The organism is Ruegeria sp. AE4, from assembly GCF_056542185.1.
Window position 1 is genome coordinate 287978 of the sequence record NZ_JBQFZK010000001.1, and the last position, 21295, is coordinate 309272.

A 21295-nucleotide genomic window follows, 5' to 3' on the forward strand; every position below is an offset into this window, starting at 1 on the left:
ATCTACATGCCAATTACAAACAGAAGAAGTGTGAACGCGAGGCTGCCGCAGTCATACTCAAGCATACTGCCGGTCCAGCGCTTTCGGAAGTTATGTCTGGTTTTGATAGCCAACACAAAAAACGAGATTCCGACGATTATATTCGCAACGGGATTCTGTAGCTTATTCATCAGATACCACAGCAAGAAAATCGTGGCGGCCAGGAGTGCCCAGGTAAGAACACTTATTAGTAGAGAGCCGTCCTTTGTCGCCTCGGCATGACGAGCTTCGGCGCCCCAGCCAAATTTCTGTCGTCTGAACGAAGCGACCGCGTCCGAGTACCTCTCGCGTGTGCCGGATGATGACATGAGACCGGGAAGGACACCGGAAGAAGCAAATCCAACACCAGCACAATAATAGATGCCAAGTTCTTTGACAGGTAAAGACAATTCAGCGATTGAGACGACGCCGGTCACCGCACCGCCTCAATCGGCCCCACTGCGCTCCCGCTGATGAACTGCTCCACATAAGGATCACCCGAGGCATCCATCTGGCTGACAGGGCCGGTCCACTGGATCACACCTCCGTGCAGCATGGCCACGTTGTCGGCAATCGCGCGGACGGAACTCATGTCGTGGGTGATGGTCATCGCGGTGGCGCCCATCTCGGTCACGATTTCGCGGATCAGGTCGTTGATGACGCCGGACATGATCGGGTCGAGGCCGGTGGTGGGTTCGTCAAAAAAGATGATCTCGGGCTCGGCGGCGATGGCGCGGGCAAGGCCCACACGTTTTTGCATCCCGCCTGACAGCTCTGCCGGAAAACGGTCGGCCACGTCGGATTTCAGGCCCACGCGGCGCAGTTTTTCGATGGCGATCTCGCGCGCTTCCTCGGTTGGACGTTTCAGGGATCCACGCAGCAGGCGGAAGGCGACGTTCTGCCAGACGGTCAGCGAGTCGAACAAGGCAGCGCCCTGAAACAGCATGCCAAACCGCGCCAGAAACGCGTCGCGGTCGCCTTTGGTTGCGTCTTTGCCATCGACATAGATCATGCCGTCATCGGGTTTGATCAGACCCAGGATACATTTCAGGGCAACAGATTTCCCCGTACCGGAACCCCCGATGATGACCATCGAGGTTCCTTTGGGTATCTCTAGGCTCATTCCACGCAATACGTGGTTGTCGCCAAAGGCTTTTTCTACGTTCTCCATCCGGATCATAGCGAGAAGAACACCCCTGTGAGAACAAAGTTTGCGGCCAGGATCAAAACGGCTGCGGCTTCGACCGAGCCTTTGGTTGCGCGGCCGACGCCCTGTGCGCCGCGGCCCGAGTTCATGCCGTAATAGCAGCCCATGATAGCCGCGATCACACCAAAGGCTGCGCCCTTGACCAGAGACGATACAATGTCGCGCATCTCGAGGAAATCGACGGTGTTTTTCAGATAGGCCGCCGGGTTGAAGCCCAGGTTCTGCGTGGCGACAGTGTACCCGCCCGCAATCCCGATAACGTCACCCACCGCGACCAGCGCAGGTACGGTGATCAGGGCGGCTAGCACACGCGGAGCAGTAAGATACTTCATTGGGTGGGTCGACAGCGTGACCAGAGCGTCGATTTGCTCGGTCACTTTCATCGTGGCGATCTCGGCCGCGATGGACGAGGTCACGCGCGCGGCGATCATCAGGCCGACCAGCACCGGGCCAAGCTCTCGCACCATGCCGATGGCGACGATCTGGGGCACGACGGCTTCGGCGTTGAACCGCGCACCGCCCGCATAGATTTGCAAGGCCAGCGCGCCGCCGGTGAAAATGGCGGTCAGGCCGACGACGGGCAGGGACAGCCAGCCGATATTCAGCAGGGCCATCCCGAATTCGCGCGGATAGAAGGGTGGGCGCAGGATATGCGACACTGCATCAAGCGCGAACAGGGCCACCCGGCCAAAGGCCGCAAGCAGGCCCAGCACGGTGCGGCCCAGCCCCCCCAGCGCGCTGATTGGGTTCATTCCACGTAGCCCCGCGAATAGCGATTGCCCATTGATGTCAGGATTTCATAGCCAATTGTACCAGCAGCCTCGGCCAGATCATCAACGGTTTGATGACCGTTGAGAATGCGCAGGCGCTCCGGGTCTTTCGGCAGGTCCGTGACGTCCACGGTGATCAGGTCCATTGAGATACGTCCAACAACCGGGCAGGGTTGGTCGCCCGCAAATGTGTCGATGCCGCCGCCAATGGCGCGATGCAGGCCATCTGCATAGCCGGCAGCAACGGTGGCGATCCGGGACGGCCGACGCGCCACCCAGGTGTTTCCATAACCCACGGTCTCGCCGACAGCCAACTTGCGCACCTGAATCACGGGAAGGTCGACGGTTACAACGGGTTTTGCACCGGCAAAGGGCATTCCGCCATAAAGACCGATACCCGGGCGACAGAAGTCAAAATGAAACTCAGGCCCCAAAAGCATCCCGCCCGTCGCTGCCAGGGAGCGCGGCGCAGCGACCCCATCAGTCATCTCGCGGAAGGTTTTCAGTTGTTGCTGGTTCATCGGGTGGTCCGGCTCGTCCGAGCAGGCCAGATGAGACATGATGAGCGCCGGGTTCAAGGCTTCGGCCTTGGGACGCAACTCAGCCCAGTCAGCAGGTTCAAGACCAAGCCGGTTCATACCACTGTCCAGTTGGATACCAAACGGGTGGTCGGGCAGGGCCTCTGTGTGGCGTTGAAACTGTTCCGGCGAGTTGATCAGTGGTATCAGGTCGTTGCCGCGCAGCAGGTCGGCATCGCCTTCCATATGTCCCGAAAAAACGAAAATCACCGGGCCGGGGCCAACTGCCTCGCGAACGGTTGCGCCTTCTTCTGCGGCGGCCACGAAAAACTTGCGAACACCTTCTTCTGCCAACGTGTCGCTGACAGGTCCTGCGCCCAGCCCATAGGCATCTGCCTTGACCACGGCGCCGGTTTCGACCCCGGTTTTCGCGTCGAGTGCCCGCCAGTTTCTGGCGAGGGCCTGAAGATTGATCGTCAAACGTGCAGTACTCATGGGACTGTTCATGACATTGCGCCGTCCAAGGTCAAGAGGGAAAGGGCTTTTTCCGCGACAGATTGCGCCCACCAAGCGACAGATACGGCGGAAAACACCCAAAAAAGCAGACATTTTGGCGACTTACTGCTGTATTAAGCCGTTTTCGGGATTGTCTTCACATAGGTGTTAAAGTGATGTTGAGAACAAGATCGTCCCATCGCTGCAATAAACGGTGCTGCGGCATATCCCGAGGAAATCATGGATTTTTATACCGATCAAACGCCAGATCCGTCCGAAACAGCCCGGTTTTTCGCAGAAGTATTTTCGGCGTCGGAAGGCCCGGACGAGGGGGCGATTATCGAAGCTTTCGTGCAAGAGATGATCGATACCACCCCACCACAGGACCTGATGGTGTGCACCGCGCGACGCGATCAGGTGCTGCTTGGCTGCGCCATCTTTTCCCGAATGCTGTTTCCACAGGATGCGCGCCGGGTATTTATCCTGTCGCCTATGGCTGTCCGAACAGACAGGCAAAAAGCCGGGGTTGGACAGGCTTTGATTGCCTATGGTCTGGATTGCCTGCGGGCATCAGGCGTGAACGTGGCACTCACCTATGGTGATCCCGCTTACTATCGAAAAACAGGTTTTGAGCAGATTTCTGAGGCCACTGCACAACCGACGCTAAAGCTGAGCCATCCGCATGGCTGGCTGGGGCAGTCGCTGGATGGTCAGGCGCTTGCGCCACTTAGCGGCCCGTCGCACTGCGTGTCTGCGTTGAACAATCCGACGCTTTGGTGAGTGCGGGGTTCAATCTGTCAGAATACAGGCGGGCGGACCTCATTCTTGGTTCGCGCACCAGATCCTGAATCGCGCGACAGGTTCACAGAACCTTTTTGCTTTGCCAACAATCAAAGGAAAGTCGGGAAAACCCAAGTAAGTCTGTCCTTTCGCGATCAATAACCTTCAATCTCGCCACCCTGCTGCCACGGCTTGACCAGATTGCCAAACCGGGTGAATTGCGCCTCGAATGACAGCTCGACCGTGCCGATTGGACCGTGGCGCTGTTTGCCAACGATAATCTCGGCCTTGCCGTGCAGGCGTTCCATGGCCTGCTTCCATTCTTCCATCTTCTCAAGCTCGTGATCGCCGGGTTTTTCACGTTCTTTGTAGTATTCTTCGCGGAACACGAACATCACGACATCGGCGTCCTGTTCGATCGAGCCTGATTCCCGCAGGTCAGACAGCTGCGGACGTTTGTCGTCGCGGTTTTCGACCTGGCGGGAAAGCTGCGACAGGGCAATCACCGGAATGTTCAGTTCTTTGGCGATTGCTTTCATGCCCATTGAAATCTCAGCAATCTCGTTAACCCGGTTGTCGGACATGCCGCGGCACAGTTGCAGATAGTCGATCACCAGCAGGTCCAGCCCATGTGTGCGTTTCAACCGTCGCGCGCGTGCGGCAAGCTGAGAAATCGGAAGGGCGGGCGTGTCGTCGATAAAAAGCGGGCAGGCTTCAAGTTCTTTGGCCGCATCAACGAAACGGCGGAATTCGGCCTCGGTCATGTCGCCCTGACGGATCTTGTGGCTAGAGATTTCGGACGCCTCGGCCAGAACGCGCCCGGCCAGCTGTTCAGCGCTCATCTCAAGTGAGAAAAAGCCGACGACCCCGCCGTCAATTGCGCCTTCGGAACCATCCGGTTTCAGACCGCGTTTGTATGCTTTGGCCACGTTGAAGGCCACGTTGGTCGCCAGCGAGGTTTTCCCCATCGACGGACGACCTGCGAGAATGATCAGGTCCGAGGGGTGAAGACCACCCAGTTGTTTGTCGAGATCGACCAGACCGGTCGAGATCCCAGCCATGCCGCCACCGCGCTGGTAGGCTTCGTTGGTGACATTGACGGCTTCTGTGACCGCCTTGAGGAAGGACTGGAACCCCTGTTCGGTCTGGCCCTGCTCGGAAAGCTGATAAAGCTGTTGTTCGGCCTCGACGATTTGTTCTTTCGGTTCGCTGGCTACATCGACCCGCGCGGCCTTGTCGGAGATGTCGCGGCCCAAGCGGATCAACTCGCGCCGGATGGCGAGGTCATAGATCATCTGGGCGTAGTCATGTACCGCAAAGGCACTGATCGACGCGCCGGCAAGCTTGACCAGATAAGCTGGCCCGCCCAGTTCCTTCAGGCCCTCATCCTCGGCCATGAAGGATTTCAGCGTCACAGGCGAGGCCAGCGCGTTCTTTGCAATGCGTGCGGCGGCGACCTCATAGATGCGGGCATGAACCGGGTCATAGAAATGCTCGGACCCAATGATCGAAGCGACCCGGTCGTAAAGGTCGTTATTCGTCAAAATTGCACCCAGAAGCTGCTGTTCAGCCTCAATGGAATGCGGCATGGTTTCGGCGTTCTGAATATGCGCCGCTGCCTGCTCGATACTGCTGATCTCGTTCATCATGTCCCCGCTGCCCGTTCCGAGGTTCTACACGCCACACCCCGGTTCAAGCTATCTGCAAATGAATGGGGGTAAGTTGGTATAACTGCCCCCCGCCTTGGGATAACTGCCCACCCCAATGGGGATAACTTAGCCCTAGTTTTACACGGGCGCAGCGTTACCGCAACATTTGGTGTGTTGGCTGGATGTCTTGACAAGATAGGCGCGCTTTGATGCGATTCGAAAATCAACTATCCCCAAGCCATCCACAGGCTGAAAATCACGATTTTCGCGCGTCCTGCCAGCCTCGCGGATCGTTCAGAAACGCCTCGACCCCGTCAAGTGTTTCCTGATCAAAGGCTTTTTGCGCCTTGGCCTCGGCCAGAACATCCCACCACGTGCAAAGGTGATGCAGCTTTACACCATGGTCGCCCAGCGTCTTCTCGGTTTCGGGGAAGATGCCGTAGTAGAAGATCACAGCCGTATGCCCGCAGGTGGCACCAGTTTCGCGAATTGCATCGACGAAGGACAGTTTCGAACCGCCATCGGTGGTCAGGTCCTCGACCAGCAGCACACGTTCACTTTCGCTCATTGCGCCTTCAATACGGGCGTTGCGCCCGTACCCTTTGGGTTTTTTGCGCACGTAGGTCATCGGCAATGCCATACGTTCGGCCACCATCGCGGCAAAGGGGATGCCCGCAGTTTCGCCGCCCGCAATGTTGTCAAAGGCTTCAAAACCTGCGTCCCGCATCACCGTAACGGTCAGAAAATCCATCAGCGTGGAACGAATGCGCGGGTAGGAGATCAGCTTGCGGCAATCGATATAGGTCGGGCTGGGAAGGCCACTTGCCAGCGTGAACGGCTCGCGCGCGTTGAAGTGGACGGCCTTGATCTCCAGCAGCATCCGGGCCGTCAGGCGAGCGATTTCAGTGCTGTCGGGAAAAGAACTGGGGATCATGGCGGGACCTCGGCGATGAAATGATGTTTCGGGCTGATAGCCCGACCCTTGGCCCGGAGTCGAGAGCTGTTGGAACAAAAGAAAAGCGGACCCCCCTAAGGTCCGCTGTTTCCGGGTAGTCAGCTATGCGAACACCATTGTCGCTGCGTTACCCTTGCCCGAACATGTTGACCCACCGGATCAGCATTGGTGCCAGACAAATCAGCAATAGGACAGGCATCATGCACATGGCCATCACGGCAGACATCTGCACAGGCAGACGGTTTGCCTTTTCCTGGGCGCGAAGCTCTCGGTCAAGCCGCATGTCAGTGGCGAAGCGGCGTAACGATGCGGATATGCTGGTTCCGTACTGGTTGGATTGCAAAAAGGCGTTCGCGAACGAGTTCATCTCGTCGATACCGACCCGGTTCGCCATGTCCAGAAAGGCGGCCTGACGTTCTTTGCCTGCCTGCAACTCCAGTTGAAGAACCGAAAACTCCTGCGAGATTTCCGGAGCTGCCTTGGCCATTTCATGCGAGACCCGGATCATCGCCGCGTCAAAGCCCAGCCCGGCCTCGATAGCGACTTGCAGCAGGTCAAGCGCGTTAGGCAGGCTGTGTTCGATGGCCTGGCGGCGTTTCTTTATGCGGCGCCGCAACCACAGTGCCGGGCCATAAAAGCCCAGGACCATCAGTGCCGTCACGATCTGCATTGTGTTTATCCAGGTAACACCCTGCAAAAGGTCGGCGATCCCTAACTGAACTTGCGTTTCGATCGGCAATGCCATGGTTGCGACGAACGCGGCAGGCAACACAAATCCTAGGACGACCCGAAAGGTATAATAGGTGCGAATGGCGTGCTTTTGCCGAATCCCGGCCTGTTTCAACAGCTTCCCGATCCTGGAGCGTTCGCGTTTTGACGACGGGACGAAGGCCTTCAGCAGCCCGTGCGGGTCGCTATTGTCACCCTGGATAAGGTCAAAATCCTGCCCATGCCCTTGTGAAACCGACCCAACGCGCATACGGCGTGCTGCCGTGTTTTCACTTGCCGTAAATCCGGAAAGGCCCATGACGACAAAGAAAACACTAAGGGCAATTCCGACCAACAGGATCAACTGCGGTGTGATGCGCGGATCGTTTAGAATGTCCTGAAATATATCCATATCCCAATTCCTCTTAGAATCTGAATTTAACCAGCCGCTTCAGGATGAAACCCTGGGCAATTGTCAGGCCAATGATCACCTGGGCGAAATACGGAAACAGCGGATCGCTGCGTACGTCGCCGTAAAATGTTGGGGAGGAGACCTCGATCGAAAGATAAATGATGACCGGCAAAATCGTGAGGATAAGGCTGCTCAGGCGACCTTCGGCGGAAATTGCCTTGATCTTCTTTTGCATCGTGTGCCGGTCCCGGATGGTCTGGGACAGAATGCTTAGAACGCGGGACAGGTTGCCGCCAGTTCCATGCTGAATGCCGATACTTACAGCAAGGTATTTTGCATCCTCTGTTCCGACGCGGTGCGCAAAGTCGTGAAAGGCGGTCGCGACGTCATCACCATAGTTGATCTGGTCTTTGATGATGCCAAACTCTGACCCGATCGGATCCGGCAGATCAGAGGCAACGTTTCCAACCGTCACTGCAACGGGATGCCCCACCTTCAGCCCCCGGGCCATCAGGTCTAACGCGTCTGGCAGTTGTTTCGTCAGTTTCTTCGCGCGGGCGTCTTTCATGGCGACCAGCACGATAACCGGGCCGATGAGGCCGAACACAGCGCTCAGAATGACTGCCAGTTCCGGTGCAAGGAACCGGGAGGCCCCGAAAAAGATCATCAAAACCAGAAGGGAGACGGCGAGAACCACCCAAACCGGGTTGACCGCCAAACCGGCTTGCACAAGCAGACGACGAAACCGCGTAATCAGCCCGGCTTTTTCACCAGCAGCCAGCATTGCGGGATCGCGAAGCAGCTGCAACACCTGATCCGTCGAAGCCCCGTTCTGGATCAGTTTCATGCGGCGGTTTCTGGCTTCGCCATGCGTTTCCTTGCGCGCCAGAAGCTGGTGAACGCCTTCGTAGGCAAGCAGAATACCCAGAAAAATCGAAATATAGATCAGGATGTTCAGTATGTTGGGCTGAAGGTCAATCATGATGTCGTCACCCCATGAATAAACATGTTGGTGTCCACATCGACACCCGCCGCCACCAGCTGGTCGAAGCATTTTGGCCGTATTCCGGTTGGCAGGAACTCTCCCAGAACGTCGCCGTTTTCAGACTTGCCACGGCGCTTGAAGACAAAGATGTCCTGCATCGTGATCGTATCGTCTTCCATGCCCGTGATTTCGGAAATACTGACGACCCTGCGTGTCCCGTCGCTCAGACGGCTGAGTTGCAGGACGATCTGAATGGCCGAGGCGATTTGAGACCGGATGGTTCTGACGGGCAGGTCCGCCCCCAGCATCGTCACCATCTGTTCGACCCGGCTGAGCGCATCGCGGGCCGAATTCGCATGTACGGTCGTCATGGAGCCGTCATGCCCCGTATTCATGGCCTGAAGCATGTCAAAGCATTCGGCACCACGGACCTCGCCGACAATAATGCGGTCAGGCCGCATCCTGAGCGCGTTGCGCACCAGATCCCGCTGCGTAATCACCCCTTGACCTTCCGAGTTGGGGGGACGGGTTTCCAAGCGGACGACATGGCTTTGCTGCAACTGAAGTTCGGCCGCATCTTCGATTGTCACGATACGCTGCTTGCCGTCGATATAGGATGAAACGGCGTTCAGCATTGTTGTCTTGCCCGAACCGGTGCCGCCAGAAATCAGAATGTTCAGCCTGGCTTCGACCAGCGCGGCCAGAAGCTTGGCTGCCTGTTCGTTCATGCTGTCCCGCTGGACCAACTTGTCGATGGTCAGAGGATTGCGCGAGAATTTGCGGATCGACAGCGCCGGCCCATCAACTGAACACGGGCGGATAATCGCGTTGACCCGGCTTCCGTCTTCCAGACGCGCATCGACCCATGGCTGGGATTCATCAATACGGCGGCCGACCCGGCTGACGATCTTGTCAATGATCCGAAGCAGATGGCGTTCGTCGCGAAAGCGCACGGAGGATTGCTCCAGCAGGCCAAATCGTTCCACATAGACCTGATCATAAGAGTTGACGAGAATGTCGTTGATGGTCGGGTCTTCCAAAAGGGGTTCCAGCGGGCCCAGACCCATCACTTCGTGAATGAGCTCATCAACAAGGGCCGTAAATGCCTCGGACCGTAAATGAAGGCGTTCGGCCTCGATCAGCCCTGTGACCAGCGCGGCGATCTGACGTTTCAGTTCGGACCGTTCGACCTTGTCGATCACAGACAGGTTCAGACGGTCGAGAAGCTCACTGTGCAGGCGGCTTTTAAGCTCCAGATGTGCTTGCAGGTCAACGTCCACCGGCTCTGGTGTTGCTTTGGACTTTGGCACCTCGATCGGCCGTTCCAGAATCAACACGTTCGACTTGGACTCGGCCCGGCGTGATTTGTACTCGTTAAACACGGCGATCTCCCATTATGCAGTTTTTTGTGTGGCTGGCCGGGTGCCTTCGGACATGGACGCAGCCAGTTTCGTCAGGGCCTTGCCAAGGTCCGAATGCGGCTTCATGTCCACAATCGGTCGTCCCAGATCGACCGCGTTTCGCGCAATCTTGGGGTTGTCCGGCAGCCAGTGCTTCAGTTTCGTTTCCAGCACTTTTTCGGCCTCGCGAACGTGTGCGGGTTTGATCAGCGTCTTCCGTTCGCGGTTCACGACAACCTCGACGGGCAGGGCCACGTTCGCCTCGCGATAGAAATCGATCAGGCGCCGGGTCTGGCGAACACACGGAACCGTGGTGTCAGTAACCAGTGCAAGTTGGTTCGCGCGTTTAAAGATGGGTTCGACCCATTCCACAACGGCACAGGGCAGGTCGATGACAACATAGTCGTACCGGCGCTGAAGCAGGTCGAGCATCCCCTCGATCAAGCCTGGTCGTATGGATTGAAGCGGAACCAGCGGCGCGGGCGCGCACAACACATCAATGCCGAGCGTATGGTTCTGAAGGATCGACGTCAGGAAATGATCATCCGGCTCTTCCTGATTTTCGATGAGTTGGAGGCATCCCCCGTTATCTTCAAGATCCAGAAACACGTTCGCGTTTCCGAATTGCAGATCAAAATCCAGAAGCGCGACGCGGTTTTTCGCCTTTTTCCTCAGGAAGGATCCTTTCCCGCCCACCAGTGAGCAGGCAAGGTTGACTGCGACCGTTGACGCTCCGATTCCACCGCGGGATTTTGCAACCGGGATCACCGTGCCAAGGGCAGAGGGGCCATTTCGAATGAACCCTTGCGGAAGTGATCGGGAAGAGATTTTTTCTGCTACTGCAGCTTTCAGCCCATCCTCGTCAATGGACAGGGGCAGAACCTCGTCGATGCCGATTTTCCGCAGTTCGCGGGCGACCGAGATCGAAACATCATTCTGCGTCAGCGCGACAAACAAGGTGTCGTCTTGTCGATGGGTCAGCAGGTCTTTGACAGCCAGAACCTCGCCCGCGTCGCAGGGGTCGATTTCGAAAATAACCAGGTCATGCTTGAATGCCAGATTGCGTGCTGTTCCGTTCAAAGCTTTGAAAGAACCCGCATTCTCTGAGATTTCGTTATTTTGACCGGCGGGAAAGGCATTGGCGACCACCTGAGCGACGGTTTCGCTTTCAGATACAAGCATGACAGAATGTGAATTGAGATTGGAAACGTTCTTAACCATTAACCTGACTCTCCTGATGCCAGGTCTTCGGCAGGCAGCGAAACGCTGAAATTGGAAAACCCGGCTGTTGAAGGAATTGTGCTGCTGGTCGCGCCCGCGGCATTTGCAAGCGCGGCCAGCGGCGACACGAACTGAAAATCATTCAGGTTCAGCTCAACCGTGACCATGGGCGTGTAAGGGCCACCCAGGAAGCCCAGATTGGAATTGAAATCATAGGAAAACTGCAAGGCGTCAATCGTCGTGCCGGGGGGCAGCAACGGGTTGATGCGCCCCCAGATTTCAGATGCTGTGGTGTTGGTGGCGTCACCCACACAAGCTGGCGTTACGGGGTCGGCACATACGCCAGCCGACGCACTGCATGGGGTGCCAAAGCGAGGGGACAACGCGGATGTTCCCCGCGTGTGGGTTTGTGGCACACCCGGACAGGCCGCAGGGCGCACCACAGCGATGCGCGCCGCCAACTGTGCGGCTTTTTGCGCGTTCACTCCGCTGTATGATAGCCGACCAAAGTCCAGCAATGCCAGGAACAGGAAGGAAAACAGGGACACCACCAAGGCAAACTCAACAAGAACCCCACCATTCTGGTCGCGCAGCATCTTGTCCGCGACCTGGCGCAAGATAGCGCGGTTATTCCGCAACCGTGTCATTGGCCAAATATCCGCGATGTGTCAGCGACGTCGGTGGTTATCGATGACGCGCCGCTGCCGAAAAGCTTCAGAATGCCCCCCAGCGGGAACTGAACGGTGATATTGGCGCTTACCTGACCGACGGGTGCCGGGTTCATGCGATACGTGCCCGACACGCAGGACAAGCTGGGCGTTACTGAGTTGACGGTTATACTGGGTGGAAACAGGCTGTTGCCATGAATGTCACGCTCGACAATCCCTTTCAGAGTTGTGCTGAGCCCCGCGACAGTTCCGCCAGACGAACAGATATCCGAGGGCGTGACGCGCGACATATAACGGCTGGCATCACGGACCCCGGCAATGACCGACTGGTACGACCACATGAGGCGTGCGGATTCCAATGTCACCGCCAACAGCAGCAGCATAATCGGCATGACAAGGCCAAACTCGACAAGGATCGCACCATCTTCGTTTTTGGCGAAGCGTTTGAAAGGGGATCTGAGGCGAATACACATGAACACTCTGCCCCTATCGATACAACTGTACGACGTCGCGAAAGATGCCGCCGAACCCGTTGCCGCCGCTGCCAACACCGGTCACATCGGGGAAACCGACGACCTCTCCGTGGATGTCGAAACTGGGGGGCGAGCCGCCGTCATCACCCACCGGTTCAGTCAGGAACACGGCAACAAATTTTGTGACTGGAACTCCGGTGGTCGAACCGGATACCGGGTTTTGCGCGCAATCAACACCAGCAGCCGTAACAACGCGCCGCGCCGGGTCTTCGGACATCTGGCTGGAACACATCGGGCGGCCGGTTTCAGCAAGCGAAGGGTCCAGAATGGAGCTTGCGTTCGGCGGCGCGTGTGGGTTTGAATTTCCGTAGGCTATTTCCCTCAGATACATTCCGTACCGCGTTCCTGCGAAAACGGTATCCGACCCGGACAGCGCGGGCAGATGTGTGTCGCTGCCGATGCCGTCGGCAATCCCATCTGCCAGATCGTGGTTTCGATTAAGGTACCCGGTTCGATCCCAGTTGCCGTCACCGAAACGGTTGTTTCCACCGCAGGTGCCCGCCGTCATGCACAGGTCGCGCCCCAAACCTGTTGTATCAGGGGTCGTCTGTTCATTACCCTGAATGCAAGCGCCGCCACCGTTGCTTTCAATCCCCTTGATCACATTTGGTGCGGGCGCGAAATCGATATTGTTCTTCTCACCGTTGAGAACCGAGCGGTAGATGTCAAAGCGGACGTTGAATGCAGCGTTGGTAATGCCGTTTTTCTGGCCGGGTTCGGTGTTCAGACCATTGGTCAGAACACATTGGGTGATCTGGCTTTGCGCCGCGATCAGACAGGCCAGCTTATTGCCCCCTTCGTCGGCACATACACCCGAGCTGTCTTGGAAATTCGCCAGATCAATAAAGCCGAAATTGCCCGGACCCCAAGCCGTTCCGTTGCCGCCACTGCGCAGCAATATCTGGTCGCCTACGGTCAAAGTGGATTCCCAATTCGGGGGCAGGCAGAACATTAGGGGTGAGATATCGCACGCCGCTTTCGAGTATCCGGCCACTGCCTCGGCTGAAACGCTGGCAGCAGAAAACCCAGCCCCACCAAGCATTTTGTCCAGCGCCGAAGCCAGGCTCATCGTCAGGGATTTAGGTGTCAACACGATCTGCGCGAACCTGGCCTTTCGTGGATCGGTTGTAATATCTGCGCCAAGCGGGGTCAGATCCGATGCCGGAAGCGCCGAGTGAAACAGGAGGGTATAATCCGAAGATCCTGAAAGCGTGGTCGCCCCGTTTGCGAATGTCTGGCTGTCGCTGACAAGATTTGCTGCTGCATTTGTGGCTCGCGTAATCGCGTCCGGTTGGCCGTCCAACTCTCCCGCTGCGGCCAAAGCTACGTTGTCGGCGAATGACTGAAGCTCTGCATGTGTCGAATTCAACCGGCCAACGTCCAGTGTGATTGCAAAGAACCCAAGGAATGCGACCAAAGCAGTGCCCCACAGGATCGCGACGGTGCCGTTCTCCTCTTGGGCGAATGCGGATATGATAGCGCGAGTTGGCATGGCTGAACTTATTGACCGGGTGTCTGACTGACTTTGATTGGGCGAATGCGGGGTTTGACGCGCGGAGTCGCGGACGCCGGCGCAAGCTGCGCATCTTTTTGGGTATCAGGTTGCAATTCGGCGGCGGGCGCAGTTTCTGTTGCCTGTTCCGCTTCTTCCTGTTGCCGCTGGATGGTCACAACCTCAGTCTCGGTTCCCCGGCGCAGCTTTACAGTGGGTTGAATATCCACCTTTTCTACCGGTCCTTCCTCCTGCAACAGATCGCGCAGGCGAACCATCTCCATGGGTTCATCCTCGACGCTGTCCAGGGTGCGCAGTGTCAGGCTCAGGGTTCCGGCCTTTTGAGCCAGGGCCAGACGTTGACCTTGCTGCGGGGTCACTTCCACCGTAATCGTGCGGGCGACCTCCGGCTGATCGCTTAATTCTTCCGACTGCTGGTCCACGCCAATGACGCGAATATTCTGCAAGATGGTGACCGCGCGCAGGTCCTGCTTGGCACCTTGGGTCAAGACGATATCAACGTGATCGCCTGGGGTAACAAAACCGCCCACGGCTGTTACAGCATCGACCTCGATCGCCATGGCGCGTGTGTTTTCACCCAACTTCTGAACAAGGGTGACTTTTTCTCCAAAGTTCGAAACCTTGGAAAGAAGCATTACTTCGCCGGGATAGAACCGGCCCTTGGCGCGCCGCAGCTGACGGCGATTGTTTGGAACAAGTACATCAATGTCCGTGAAAACTCCGGCCGGGAGCGCCTCGCGCGGCCAGGGGTGAATTGTGACGTCGTGCGCTTCGATCGTTTGACCAAACGCGATTTCTGATCGGGCCACGTAGATCTCAACCAGATCGGCATCTGGCGAGACACCGGCAGTGCTTGTCTTAAACTGAATGTGATCTTTCGCCAGGTAAACGGAACCGGACGCTATCGCAATTCCAAACAGTGTAGAAATGATTGGCCTGATACGCATCACTCTCTCCAACAATTACGTTCTGAAATATGGAACTTCGGTCGTCTTGTTTTCGCGAAATTCCTGGCGGTGAACTCTGCGCCGCAACAGTGGCGCGGCGGCACAGAGCTCTGTATTTTGGTAAGTGTGTTTGGGTCAGCAGGTCGCGCTACCCAGAGCAGCGCATGCACCAGTCACGTTTGTGTTGGTAGTGGTGCCCAGATACGAGAATGCGCCAACTGCAATCGACGCCACGACCAAAAGAGCCAGGCCATATTCGACAATTGCTGCACCGCTTTCATTCTTAACAAACTTCTTCATGAATTTAGTCATTATTTCCCCCAAATAGGTTAGACGTTATCAGCGCTCCGTATTCTTGAGCGCAAGCCAGGCGAAAATGCATTAGCTCGGGAATCAGAATAGGAACGGGGGAAATGCGTGCCTTCCTTCAAAGGTAATTGAAATACACCTTTTGGTTGAATCAATTGAAGAAAATCACCCTTTTGGGCGAATACATTTAACCCTGCGTTAACAACGTATTAACGTTCAGCGAATCGCCCTTTTTCGGAAACAATGAATTGAGCCGGGTCGCAATTGTGAGCGGGATGGTGGTTGATTTTTACTGACCGGTCTGGCGTTTGCGGATTGGCATCGTGCGGTTCAGTGATGACAAGACTTAGAAAAGCATATTAAAAACAGATATATAAAGTTTCTTAAAAGCCTTTGTTTGAAAACTTCCCGCGCAGACAAGCCGATAATTCCGGTTGCTGTGACTTCGAAAGGAACACAAATTTGTTGTAGTAACCCGAACCTGTTTGTTTGGTCGGTCTGTTTAGTTGAATGGTTAATTGTTATGAGTGTGAGTTTTTTAAAGAGCGCTCAGGCGAGGGAGAGTCTGGACTTTGTAGTGGAGTGGACTCAGGCCCTATGCGGTAATGGCTCCGTGTCTCGATCCGTAAATTGTTTAATGCGCCTGGCAAATGCTGATGCGGTTCTAATTGTCAGAATGCAGAAAAAGGATTGGAAGGCAAAGCATATTGCGCGCTGTTGTGTCCAGCAGGGGAAAATCTGGCCTTCACAGCCGCAAACGCAGGCAGAGTTGGTTATTGGAGAATGTATATCAACGGCAAGGCCGGGTTCAGTCTGGAAACTATCAGACTTGGTGTTATCCGACGCATCATCAATGTCACACTATCGGCTTCAAAAGCCTGAAGGGCTGGTGGAGGTTATCCTAATTCCGCTGGACGTAACCGGGGCGCAGGTTGATTACATTGAGCTGCATTACAGTATACGCCCGCAGGCCTGCGAACTGGATCTGCTAACTGCTCTGGCACCAACACTATCGTCTGGCTGGGGCAAACGCTTGCCCGGAACGGTTGCTGCCTGTTCCGAGGTTCTTCGGAGTCACCGGTCCAAATTCAACAGCAACAATCGCTTTGTCCCGATCCTTGATCCACACAATCCGGCCGACCTCAGCAGATGCGAGTTTCGGGTGTGCGCGATGATGAAAGAGGGAATGACTGTGAAGACGATTTCGGAGACTCTGTCCATTGGCCCGACAACAGTTCGTTCGCACCTAAGTTCTATATTTTCCAAAACAGGGGCAACGAGCCAGGTCGAGCTTTTGCATCTGTTAAACCGAAACGTTGATGCTGACAGGGGTTTTACTCAGATCGCGGGTTAGTTAACCGAATGTATTGCTACCGGGACGACCTGAAGACCGTTTTGGTTTTCAAAGGATCCATCCGCCGTCATGGTCCTGCCCTTTATGGTGCCGCGCAGGTCGACCAACCGCTGAACTGTGTCGCAATTTCGTCGGCTGTTTCGTAGATTTCTTTTTTCGGCCGCAGTTTTACCCCCAAATTCGGTGTAAGAAACCTGACTCGCTCGCCATAGACGTATGTCGCTTTTCCTTGGGTTAAACAACCTTACGGAGTAGGGAGAGAGTGCCTTATTTTTTTATCCATCTGGCCTGATTGTATCTGTTGGCGAAATAATATCCTTTTTTGTTAATTACTTAGTCGTTGTTCATGATTTCGCGACAACATTAACATAATGTGAACAATGTATTCTCTGAGTGTTCAACTGGCTCGGGGCATACTGATCGCACAGGCCGGGCAAACCACGTCCGGTTGAATGGAAGGGGAACAGCATGATCAAGACTGCTATTGAGGTTGCGCCGTATGCATGTGCGACAATGCAACCCCATAATCCCGTCATGAACGGCGAAGTTTCAAGTAATACAAATTCGAGCAGCAGTCGCTTCCCTCCTATCGAAAATGCACTGACAGAAATCGTAAATAACAAGCGACTAGAAGAGGCAAACCGGGACTTCTGAAAATCAGACGTCCGATGGATTTCCGGATCAACTTGATCAAGGAAAGATAAAGCCCGCTCCGAATTGGAGCGGGCTATATTTTTTCTCAGTAACCTTTGCCAACTTGCGTCGGGCATAAGCGCAATACAACCTGGCGGTCAGGATCTTAATGAGAAAGTCGGGCCAGCCAAACGGCTGGTAATCACTTAGCTGGCCCGGTCTTTTGCCCACTTCATAAGAATGAAGGCAAAAGCTGTTAGCTATCCAGTCCGAGCATTGCCTTTACAGCAGCCTCGACCTCGTCGGTGACGGGTTTGTTCGCAGCGTCTTCCAATGCCGCGCGCTCATCGAGTGACTGCTGCTCAACGGCGTCTGCCAGGTCTTCGACGTCTTGCATGGCTTCCTCGTACTCCAAGGCTGCCTGTTTTTCGGCATTCAGGCTGTCAGCGGCATCTTTGGAAGCTTGCAGATCATCGTTTGCGTCCTGAAGTGCGTCCTCGATATCAGGATTGGTGCCTCCCGCATCTGCCAGTTGCTGTTCGAGATCATCGACGATGTCCTGCTTTTCCTGAACATCGGCCAGCGCATCCTCAAGGTCGTCATTGATTTCAGCGCTGGAGCGCTCCGGCGGGGTCATATCATCCAGAAGGTCTTGTTTTTCGGCAAGCTCAGCTCGGATGCTGTCGCCAGCCAAAACCGTGTCGCGATAGGTTGCAATGCGACCGACGCGCGAATTCGGGGCAGCGTTCTGGAGGGCCTTCTCACTTGCGTTGGCTGCGTTCAGTGCGCCCAGTTCCGAAGGGTGGACGCCCAGCGCGGCAGCCAGTTTATTCCCCTTCTTGTGGGAATCGGTCAGGTCCGTTTCCTCGACCTGAACCTTAGATTTTGTCGCGTGCGCTGACGGTGCGGTCTTGGTCTGAGTTTTCGTGGACTTCTTACCGGTAAACAGTTCTTTCAAAGAGAACGATTTTCCCTTCGAAGATTTTGACTTCGAACCCTTTGCGCCAGAGGTAGTGCGCCCTGACTTGCCGGCGGATTTTGAGCCGCCACCTTTGGTCGCGCCATTACCGCCGCTGTTGCCTTTGCCCTTTCCGGCACTGTCGCTGTTTCCTTTGCCACCACCGTTACCACCGCCGTTTCCGTTACCACCACCATTGCCACCGCCGTTTCCTTTACCGCCGCCTTTGCCATCTTTTGCATAAGCCACGTCAGGAAATGCAATCGCGCCAACAATTGCGGTGGAGCCTAACATTGCGATTGCGAGTGCAGAGGCTTTCAGCAAGCCGGTCATATTGGTTTTCATAGCGTTCCTCGTAAATCGAAGGCGTGTTTCAGTGGTCCGACATAGTTTTCCAAGATTCGCACACAGGCAAACCGCTTGCCGGAATCAAGATCTGACAGGTGCTATCTAAACCGATCATCATTGAACCCACGCCAAACTGGTCGTTCATCCCCAGTTCATGTTGAAATCGGTAGATTATGTAGGTGGTTGCGCAGTAAAGAGTGCCGAAGATGAGAAAGCTCTTAACCATTATGTTTCTTATTGTCTTTCTCCAGCCCGGAGAAGGCAATGCAGCCGTTCGTGAGCTGAAGCAGGCAGAACTGCGCAAAGCAACAACCTCGGGCAACGCAATCCGGTTGCAGAAAGTCATCAAAGGGGTCGAACAGGTCTTTGGCGGTACGCCTATTGATGCGCGAGCTTTTCAGGCCGACAAAGTTTACTACCGCGTACTGGTCAAAAAGCCGAACGGGAAGATTGTCAGTGTTATTGTTAACGCAAAAACCGGCGTTGTCGTTTCCAACGGGTCCAAGATCGGCAAACAAATCTCAGAAGCGGCCAAATCTGCGCCCGGAAACTCGGCCAATGCGAAATCTCAAGGCAAGTCTTCAGTCAAAGCAAATGGCGGTCAAAGCGGCAACCGCGGGAACAGCGGTGGCGGTCGCGGCAACTCTGGTGGCAATGGCGGAGGCAACTCCGGAGGTAACGGCGGCGGCAACTCCGGTGGTAACGGTGGTGGCAATGGCGGTGGTAACGGTGGTGGCAATTCTGGTGGCAATTCTGGCGGCAACGGTGGTGGAAACGGTGGCGGCAACGGCGGTGGTAAAAAGTAATGGTTAAACTGCCATTCGCACGCCTATAATTCCCAAGTATGAGAGTCTTACTGGCAGAAGACGAACCGCACCTTTGCGAGCAGATCAAGAAACTGTTGAACGCTGAAGGTCGGGTCGTGGACATTGTGAACAGCGGCCTGGAAGCTTTGCATCTGGGTGCAACAGAACCCTATGACATGATCATCCTCGATATTGGATTGCCGGAACGCGATGGCATTTCAGTTCTGCGGGAATGGCGCAGTGCGGGCATCAAGACTCCGGTGCTGATCCTCACGGCCCGCGATGGCTGGAGCGAAAGGGTCGACGGATTGGACGCAGGCGCGGACGACTACATGACCAAGCCGTTCCATATGCCCGAACTGGCAGCGCGGGTCCGTGCCATACTGCGGCGGCAGAGCGGTCAGTTGAATCCCGTCGTCGAAATGGGAAATGTTGTGCTGGATACCCGCAACGGGCGTGTAACGGCGGATGGCGTGCCCATCGACCTGACCGCGCAGGAGTTGGCTGTTCTTACATATCTGGCCCATAATGTTGGGCGTATGATCTCAAGGACCGAGTTGTCGGAACATATCTACGAATACGATGGAGACAGGGACTCGAATACCATTGCGGTCTTCATAACCCGTCTGCGCAAAAAACTTGGCCCTGATCTGATCACAACGATTCGGGGCCGCGGATACATGATCGACTCTGCCTGATGTTATCTCTGCGTCAACGGGCTCTACTGGGGGGGATCGCGTCGGGTGCCCTTTCAGTGGGTGTTGGTACGCTGGCCGTGTTCTCGTTCATCAATGCCCGCGTTTCGGACAGGTTTGATACCGCACTACTTGATCGTCACACGCAACTGGTCGTTGGGTTGAGCGTTACGACCCATGACCCGGATGCGCTGCGCGATCTGATGTTCGATCCGGCCTATGGCACACCGTATTCTGGCCGATACTGGCAAGTCAGCAACAGCGAAGGCGAAATCTTTACGTCGGCTTCCTTGTTTGATGAAGTCATTGCCGAACCCCTTGGCACCCCTGATGTAACGACGCTTTGGAACACTCCCGGTCCGGAAAGCGAAGCTTTACGAGGAGCCTTTCAGAAAATTACCTATGAGGATGGCACGGTCTGGGGGGTCAGCGTTGCCGAAAGTCAGGCCCAGCTTGTCGCGGAACGCCGCGCTGCACAACAAAGCCTGCTTCCGGTTTTTGCGCTGGTCGGTCTGATCGGTGTCGTTGGGTCACTACTTCTGACGTCAATCATCCTGACGCCACTCAGAAAGCTTCGGTCAGATGTGGCGCATCGTTGGGATCGGGACGAAGACCTTAGACCAGGCGATTATCCAGAAGAGGTGTCTCCTCTGGTCGAGGATCTGAACCAGCTCTTGCGTCGAAACCGGGAAATCGTATCGGGATCACGTCGTCAGGCGGCAGATTTGGCCCATGCCCTGAAAACACCTACTGCAATCATGCGCAATGAACTGCTGCTGTTGTCCGAAGCGGGAGGTTCTACGGAAACCGCTGTGGAAGCTCTCGACCGCATTGACGCGCAGCTGGGCCGGTCGCTTGCCCGAATGCGGGCGCTGAATACTGCGGACTTGACCCATTCTCGTACCGATCTGTCTCATTCGATTGATCGACTGGCGCGTCTGTTCACCACCATGGCCGAGCGCGAAGGAAAGTCATTGGAAATCGAACGCGACCCGGGTCTTTGGGTGCGTATGGACGCGCAGGATATCGAAGAAGTTTTGGGCAACCTGCTGGATAACGCGGTCAAATGGTGCAAACATAAGGTCCGCGTGACGGCTATGAGAACCTCGAACGGGATCGAAGTTGTGATTGACGACGATGGTCCGGGAATTCCTCAGGGCGCTCACCGCGAGGCACTGCGATCGGGGGGGAGGCTGGATACCTCTGTTTCGGGCAGCGGCCTTGGGCTGGCCATCGCGGTTGATTTGTTAAAGGCCTATGACAGTCGGCTTGATCTGGGTGCATCCAGCTCGCTTGGCGGTTTGGAATGCCGGATCGTAATTCCCAAGGGAACCAATGCGCATCCTGCGACGGGCTGATCATTTGCCCTGAAGGTTCAGGGTGCTTTGGGTGTGTCGTAAGTGGACAAGGCAC

22 protein-coding genes are annotated in these 21295 nt (G+C 55.7%); 6 read left to right on the plus strand and 16 right to left on the minus strand.

All coding sequences use genetic code 11. The annotated features are described in order from the left end of the window. Window positions 1–2: 2 nt before the first annotated feature. The 4 genes from ACR0EK_RS01500 to alr are packed head-to-tail and all read right to left on the minus strand — an operon-like array spanning window position 3 to window position 3008. Window positions 3–455, minus strand: a complete 453-nt coding sequence (locus tag ACR0EK_RS01500; protein WP_480564477.1) for a hypothetical protein — start codon at window positions 453–455, stop codon at window positions 3–5. Further along, window positions 452–1198 (minus strand): ABC transporter ATP-binding protein, encoded by a 747-nt coding sequence (locus tag ACR0EK_RS01505; protein WP_480564480.1) that lies wholly within the window; start codon window positions 1196–1198, stop codon window positions 452–454. The genes ACR0EK_RS01500 and ACR0EK_RS01505 overlap by 4 nt, the downstream gene beginning before the upstream one ends. Continuing rightward, window positions 1195–1977, minus strand: coding sequence for an MlaE family ABC transporter permease (locus tag ACR0EK_RS01510; RefSeq protein WP_209503739.1), 783 nt, complete (start codon window positions 1975–1977; stop codon window positions 1195–1197). The genes ACR0EK_RS01505 and ACR0EK_RS01510 overlap by 4 nt, the downstream gene beginning before the upstream one ends. Then, entirely contained in the window at window positions 1974–3008 is a 1035-nt protein-coding gene (gene alr, locus ACR0EK_RS01515) for an alanine racemase (protein WP_480564483.1), read from the minus strand. Before alr ends, ACR0EK_RS01510 begins: the two co-directional genes overlap by 4 nt. Before the next feature lie 240 nt (window positions 3009–3248). On the opposite strand from alr, the gene ACR0EK_RS01520 reads away from it, so the two are divergent. Next, entirely contained in the window at window positions 3249–3788 is a 540-nt protein-coding gene (locus ACR0EK_RS01520) for a GNAT family N-acetyltransferase (RefSeq protein ID WP_480564486.1), read from the plus strand. Window positions 3789–3943: 155 nt separating this feature from the next. Here the strand turns inward: ACR0EK_RS01520 and ACR0EK_RS01525 are convergent, their stop codons facing one another. From ACR0EK_RS01525 to ACR0EK_RS01575, 11 genes are all read right to left on the minus strand, one after another. Next, window positions 3944–5434 (minus strand): replicative DNA helicase, encoded by a 1491-nt coding sequence (locus ACR0EK_RS01525; protein WP_267366870.1) that lies wholly within the window; start codon window positions 5432–5434, stop codon window positions 3944–3946. Window positions 5435–5693: 259 nt separating this feature from the next. Beyond that, on the minus strand, window positions 5694–6371 hold the full coding sequence (locus tag ACR0EK_RS01530; protein ID WP_480480645.1) for an orotate phosphoribosyltransferase: 678 nt from the start codon (window positions 6369–6371) through the stop codon (window positions 5694–5696). A 148-nt stretch (window positions 6372–6519) separates the two neighbouring features. Next, complete coding sequence (locus tag ACR0EK_RS01535; RefSeq protein WP_480538002.1) at window positions 6520–7512, minus strand: type II secretion system F family protein; 993 nt, start codon at window positions 7510–7512, stop codon at window positions 6520–6522. Window positions 7513–7525: 13 nt separating this feature from the next. After that, on the minus strand, window positions 7526–8494 hold the full coding sequence (locus ACR0EK_RS01540) for a type II secretion system F family protein (RefSeq protein WP_480480649.1): 969 nt from the start codon (window positions 8492–8494) through the stop codon (window positions 7526–7528). Continuing rightward, a complete protein-coding gene (locus ACR0EK_RS01545; protein ID WP_480564488.1) occupies window positions 8491–9879 on the minus strand; it encodes a TadA family conjugal transfer-associated ATPase in 1389 nt (462 codons plus the stop codon). The genes ACR0EK_RS01540 and ACR0EK_RS01545 overlap by 4 nt, the downstream gene beginning before the upstream one ends. Before the next feature lie 12 nt (window positions 9880–9891). Next, the gene (locus ACR0EK_RS01550; RefSeq protein WP_480485455.1) at window positions 9892–11118 is read right to left on the minus strand and encodes a CpaE/TadZ family protein; all 1227 of its coding nucleotides are present in this window, start codon (window positions 11116–11118) and stop codon (window positions 9892–9894) included. Then, window positions 11118–11765 carry a TadE/TadG family type IV pilus assembly protein gene (locus tag ACR0EK_RS01555; protein WP_267367915.1) on the minus strand — a complete coding sequence of 216 codons (648 nt, stop codon included), beginning with the start codon at window positions 11763–11765 and terminating at the stop codon, window positions 11118–11120. Before ACR0EK_RS01555 ends, ACR0EK_RS01550 begins: the two co-directional genes overlap by 1 nt. Next, window positions 11762–12259, minus strand: coding sequence for a TadE/TadG family type IV pilus assembly protein (locus ACR0EK_RS01560; protein ID WP_480517257.1), 498 nt, complete (start codon window positions 12257–12259; stop codon window positions 11762–11764). Before ACR0EK_RS01560 ends, ACR0EK_RS01555 begins: the two co-directional genes overlap by 4 nt. Window positions 12260–12272: 13 nt before the next feature. After that, on the minus strand, window positions 12273–13811 hold the full coding sequence (locus tag ACR0EK_RS01565; protein ID WP_480480660.1) for a pilus assembly protein TadG-related protein: 1539 nt from the start codon (window positions 13809–13811) through the stop codon (window positions 12273–12275). An 8-nt stretch (window positions 13812–13819) separates the two neighbouring features. Beyond that, window positions 13820–14779, minus strand: a complete 960-nt coding sequence (gene cpaB / locus ACR0EK_RS01570; RefSeq protein ID WP_480480662.1) for a Flp pilus assembly protein CpaB — start codon at window positions 14777–14779, stop codon at window positions 13820–13822. 135 nt (window positions 14780–14914) lie between these two features. Next, the gene (locus tag ACR0EK_RS01575; RefSeq protein ID WP_267367933.1) at window positions 14915–15079 is read right to left on the minus strand and encodes a Flp family type IVb pilin; all 165 of its coding nucleotides are present in this window, start codon (window positions 15077–15079) and stop codon (window positions 14915–14917) included. Between the two features lie 646 nt (window positions 15080–15725). On the opposite strand from ACR0EK_RS01575, the gene ACR0EK_RS01580 reads away from it, so the two are divergent. Next, window positions 15726–16442, plus strand: coding sequence for a helix-turn-helix transcriptional regulator (locus ACR0EK_RS01580; RefSeq protein ID WP_480564491.1), 717 nt, complete (start codon window positions 15726–15728; stop codon window positions 16440–16442). 468 nt (window positions 16443–16910) lie between these two features. Continuing rightward, window positions 16911–17096 (plus strand): hypothetical protein, encoded by a 186-nt coding sequence (locus tag ACR0EK_RS01585; RefSeq protein ID WP_480473092.1) that lies wholly within the window; start codon window positions 16911–16913, stop codon window positions 17094–17096. A gap of 235 nt (window positions 17097–17331) precedes the next feature. Here ACR0EK_RS01585 and ACR0EK_RS01590 read toward each other — a convergent pair whose 3' ends face one another. Beyond that, window positions 17332–18378: a hypothetical protein gene (locus tag ACR0EK_RS01590; RefSeq protein WP_480485465.1), complete on the minus strand. Its 1047-nt coding sequence runs from the start codon at window positions 18376–18378 to the stop codon at window positions 17332–17334. Between the two features lie 209 nt (window positions 18379–18587). Here ACR0EK_RS01590 and ACR0EK_RS01595 point away from each other — a divergent pair, with 209 nt between their 5' ends. Genes ACR0EK_RS01595 through ACR0EK_RS01605 form a run of 3 tightly spaced genes read left to right on the plus strand, consistent with a single transcriptional unit; the run spans window position 18588 to window position 21240 of the window. Beyond that, window positions 18588–19187, plus strand: coding sequence for a PepSY domain-containing protein (locus tag ACR0EK_RS01595; protein WP_480485466.1), 600 nt, complete (start codon window positions 18588–18590; stop codon window positions 19185–19187). Between the two features lie 38 nt (window positions 19188–19225). Next, a complete protein-coding gene (locus tag ACR0EK_RS01600) occupies window positions 19226–19885 on the plus strand; it encodes a response regulator transcription factor (RefSeq protein ID WP_209503754.1) in 660 nt (219 codons plus the stop codon). Further along, entirely contained in the window at window positions 19885–21240 is a 1356-nt protein-coding gene (locus tag ACR0EK_RS01605) for an ATP-binding protein (RefSeq protein WP_480557994.1), read from the plus strand. Before ACR0EK_RS01600 ends, ACR0EK_RS01605 begins: the two co-directional genes overlap by 1 nt. Window positions 21241–21295 lie beyond the last annotated feature (55 nt).

What these genes read in the sequence shown, in the direction of transcription:
- ACR0EK_RS01555 (WP_267367915.1), bottom strand. Translation starts at nt 11,765, where the DNA reads ATGACACGGTTGCGGAATAACCGCGCTATCTTGCGCCAGGTCGCGGAC.
- ACR0EK_RS01535 (WP_480538002.1), bottom strand. Translation starts at nt 7,512, where the DNA reads ATGGATATATTTCAGGACATTCTAAACGATCCGCGCATCACACCGCAG.
- ACR0EK_RS01580 (WP_480564491.1), top strand. Translation starts at nt 15,726, where the DNA reads ATGCGCCTGGCAAATGCTGATGCGGTTCTAATTGTCAGAATGCAGAAA.
- ACR0EK_RS01540 (WP_480480649.1), bottom strand. Translation starts at nt 8,494, where the DNA reads ATGATTGACCTTCAGCCCAACATACTGAACATCCTGATCTATATTTCG.
- ACR0EK_RS01585 (WP_480473092.1), top strand. Translation starts at nt 16,911, where the DNA reads ATGATCAAGACTGCTATTGAGGTTGCGCCGTATGCATGTGCGACAATG.
- ACR0EK_RS01505 (WP_480564480.1), bottom strand. Translation starts at nt 1,198, where the DNA reads ATGATCCGGATGGAGAACGTAGAAAAAGCCTTTGGCGACAACCACGTA.
- alr (WP_480564483.1), bottom strand. Translation starts at nt 3,008, where the DNA reads ATGAGTACTGCACGTTTGACGATCAATCTTCAGGCCCTCGCCAGAAAC.
- ACR0EK_RS01595 (WP_480485466.1), top strand. Translation starts at nt 18,588, where the DNA reads ATGAGAAAGCTCTTAACCATTATGTTTCTTATTGTCTTTCTCCAGCCC.
- ACR0EK_RS01590 (WP_480485465.1), bottom strand. Translation starts at nt 18,378, where the DNA reads ATGAAAACCAATATGACCGGCTTGCTGAAAGCCTCTGCACTCGCAATC.
- ACR0EK_RS01560 (WP_480517257.1), bottom strand. Translation starts at nt 12,259, where the DNA reads ATGTGTATTCGCCTCAGATCCCCTTTCAAACGCTTCGCCAAAAACGAA.
- ACR0EK_RS01575 (WP_267367933.1), bottom strand. Translation starts at nt 15,079, where the DNA reads ATGAAGAAGTTTGTTAAGAATGAAAGCGGTGCAGCAATTGTCGAATAT.
- ACR0EK_RS01605 (WP_480557994.1), top strand. Translation starts at nt 19,885, where the DNA reads ATGTTATCTCTGCGTCAACGGGCTCTACTGGGGGGGATCGCGTCGGGT.
- ACR0EK_RS01525 (WP_267366870.1), bottom strand. Translation starts at nt 5,434, where the DNA reads ATGAACGAGATCAGCAGTATCGAGCAGGCAGCGGCGCATATTCAGAAC.
- ACR0EK_RS01600 (WP_209503754.1), top strand. Translation starts at nt 19,226, where the DNA reads ATGAGAGTCTTACTGGCAGAAGACGAACCGCACCTTTGCGAGCAGATC.
- cpaB (WP_480480662.1), bottom strand. Translation starts at nt 14,779, where the DNA reads ATGCGTATCAGGCCAATCATTTCTACACTGTTTGGAATTGCGATAGCG.
- ACR0EK_RS01550 (WP_480485455.1), bottom strand. Translation starts at nt 11,118, where the DNA reads ATGGTTAAGAACGTTTCCAATCTCAATTCACATTCTGTCATGCTTGTA.
- ACR0EK_RS01520 (WP_480564486.1), top strand. Translation starts at nt 3,249, where the DNA reads ATGGATTTTTATACCGATCAAACGCCAGATCCGTCCGAAACAGCCCGG.
- ACR0EK_RS01530 (WP_480480645.1), bottom strand. Translation starts at nt 6,371, where the DNA reads ATGATCCCCAGTTCTTTTCCCGACAGCACTGAAATCGCTCGCCTGACG.
- ACR0EK_RS01510 (WP_209503739.1), bottom strand. Translation starts at nt 1,977, where the DNA reads ATGAACCCAATCAGCGCGCTGGGGGGGCTGGGCCGCACCGTGCTGGGC.
- ACR0EK_RS01565 (WP_480480660.1), bottom strand. Translation starts at nt 13,811, where the DNA reads ATGCCAACTCGCGCTATCATATCCGCATTCGCCCAAGAGGAGAACGGC.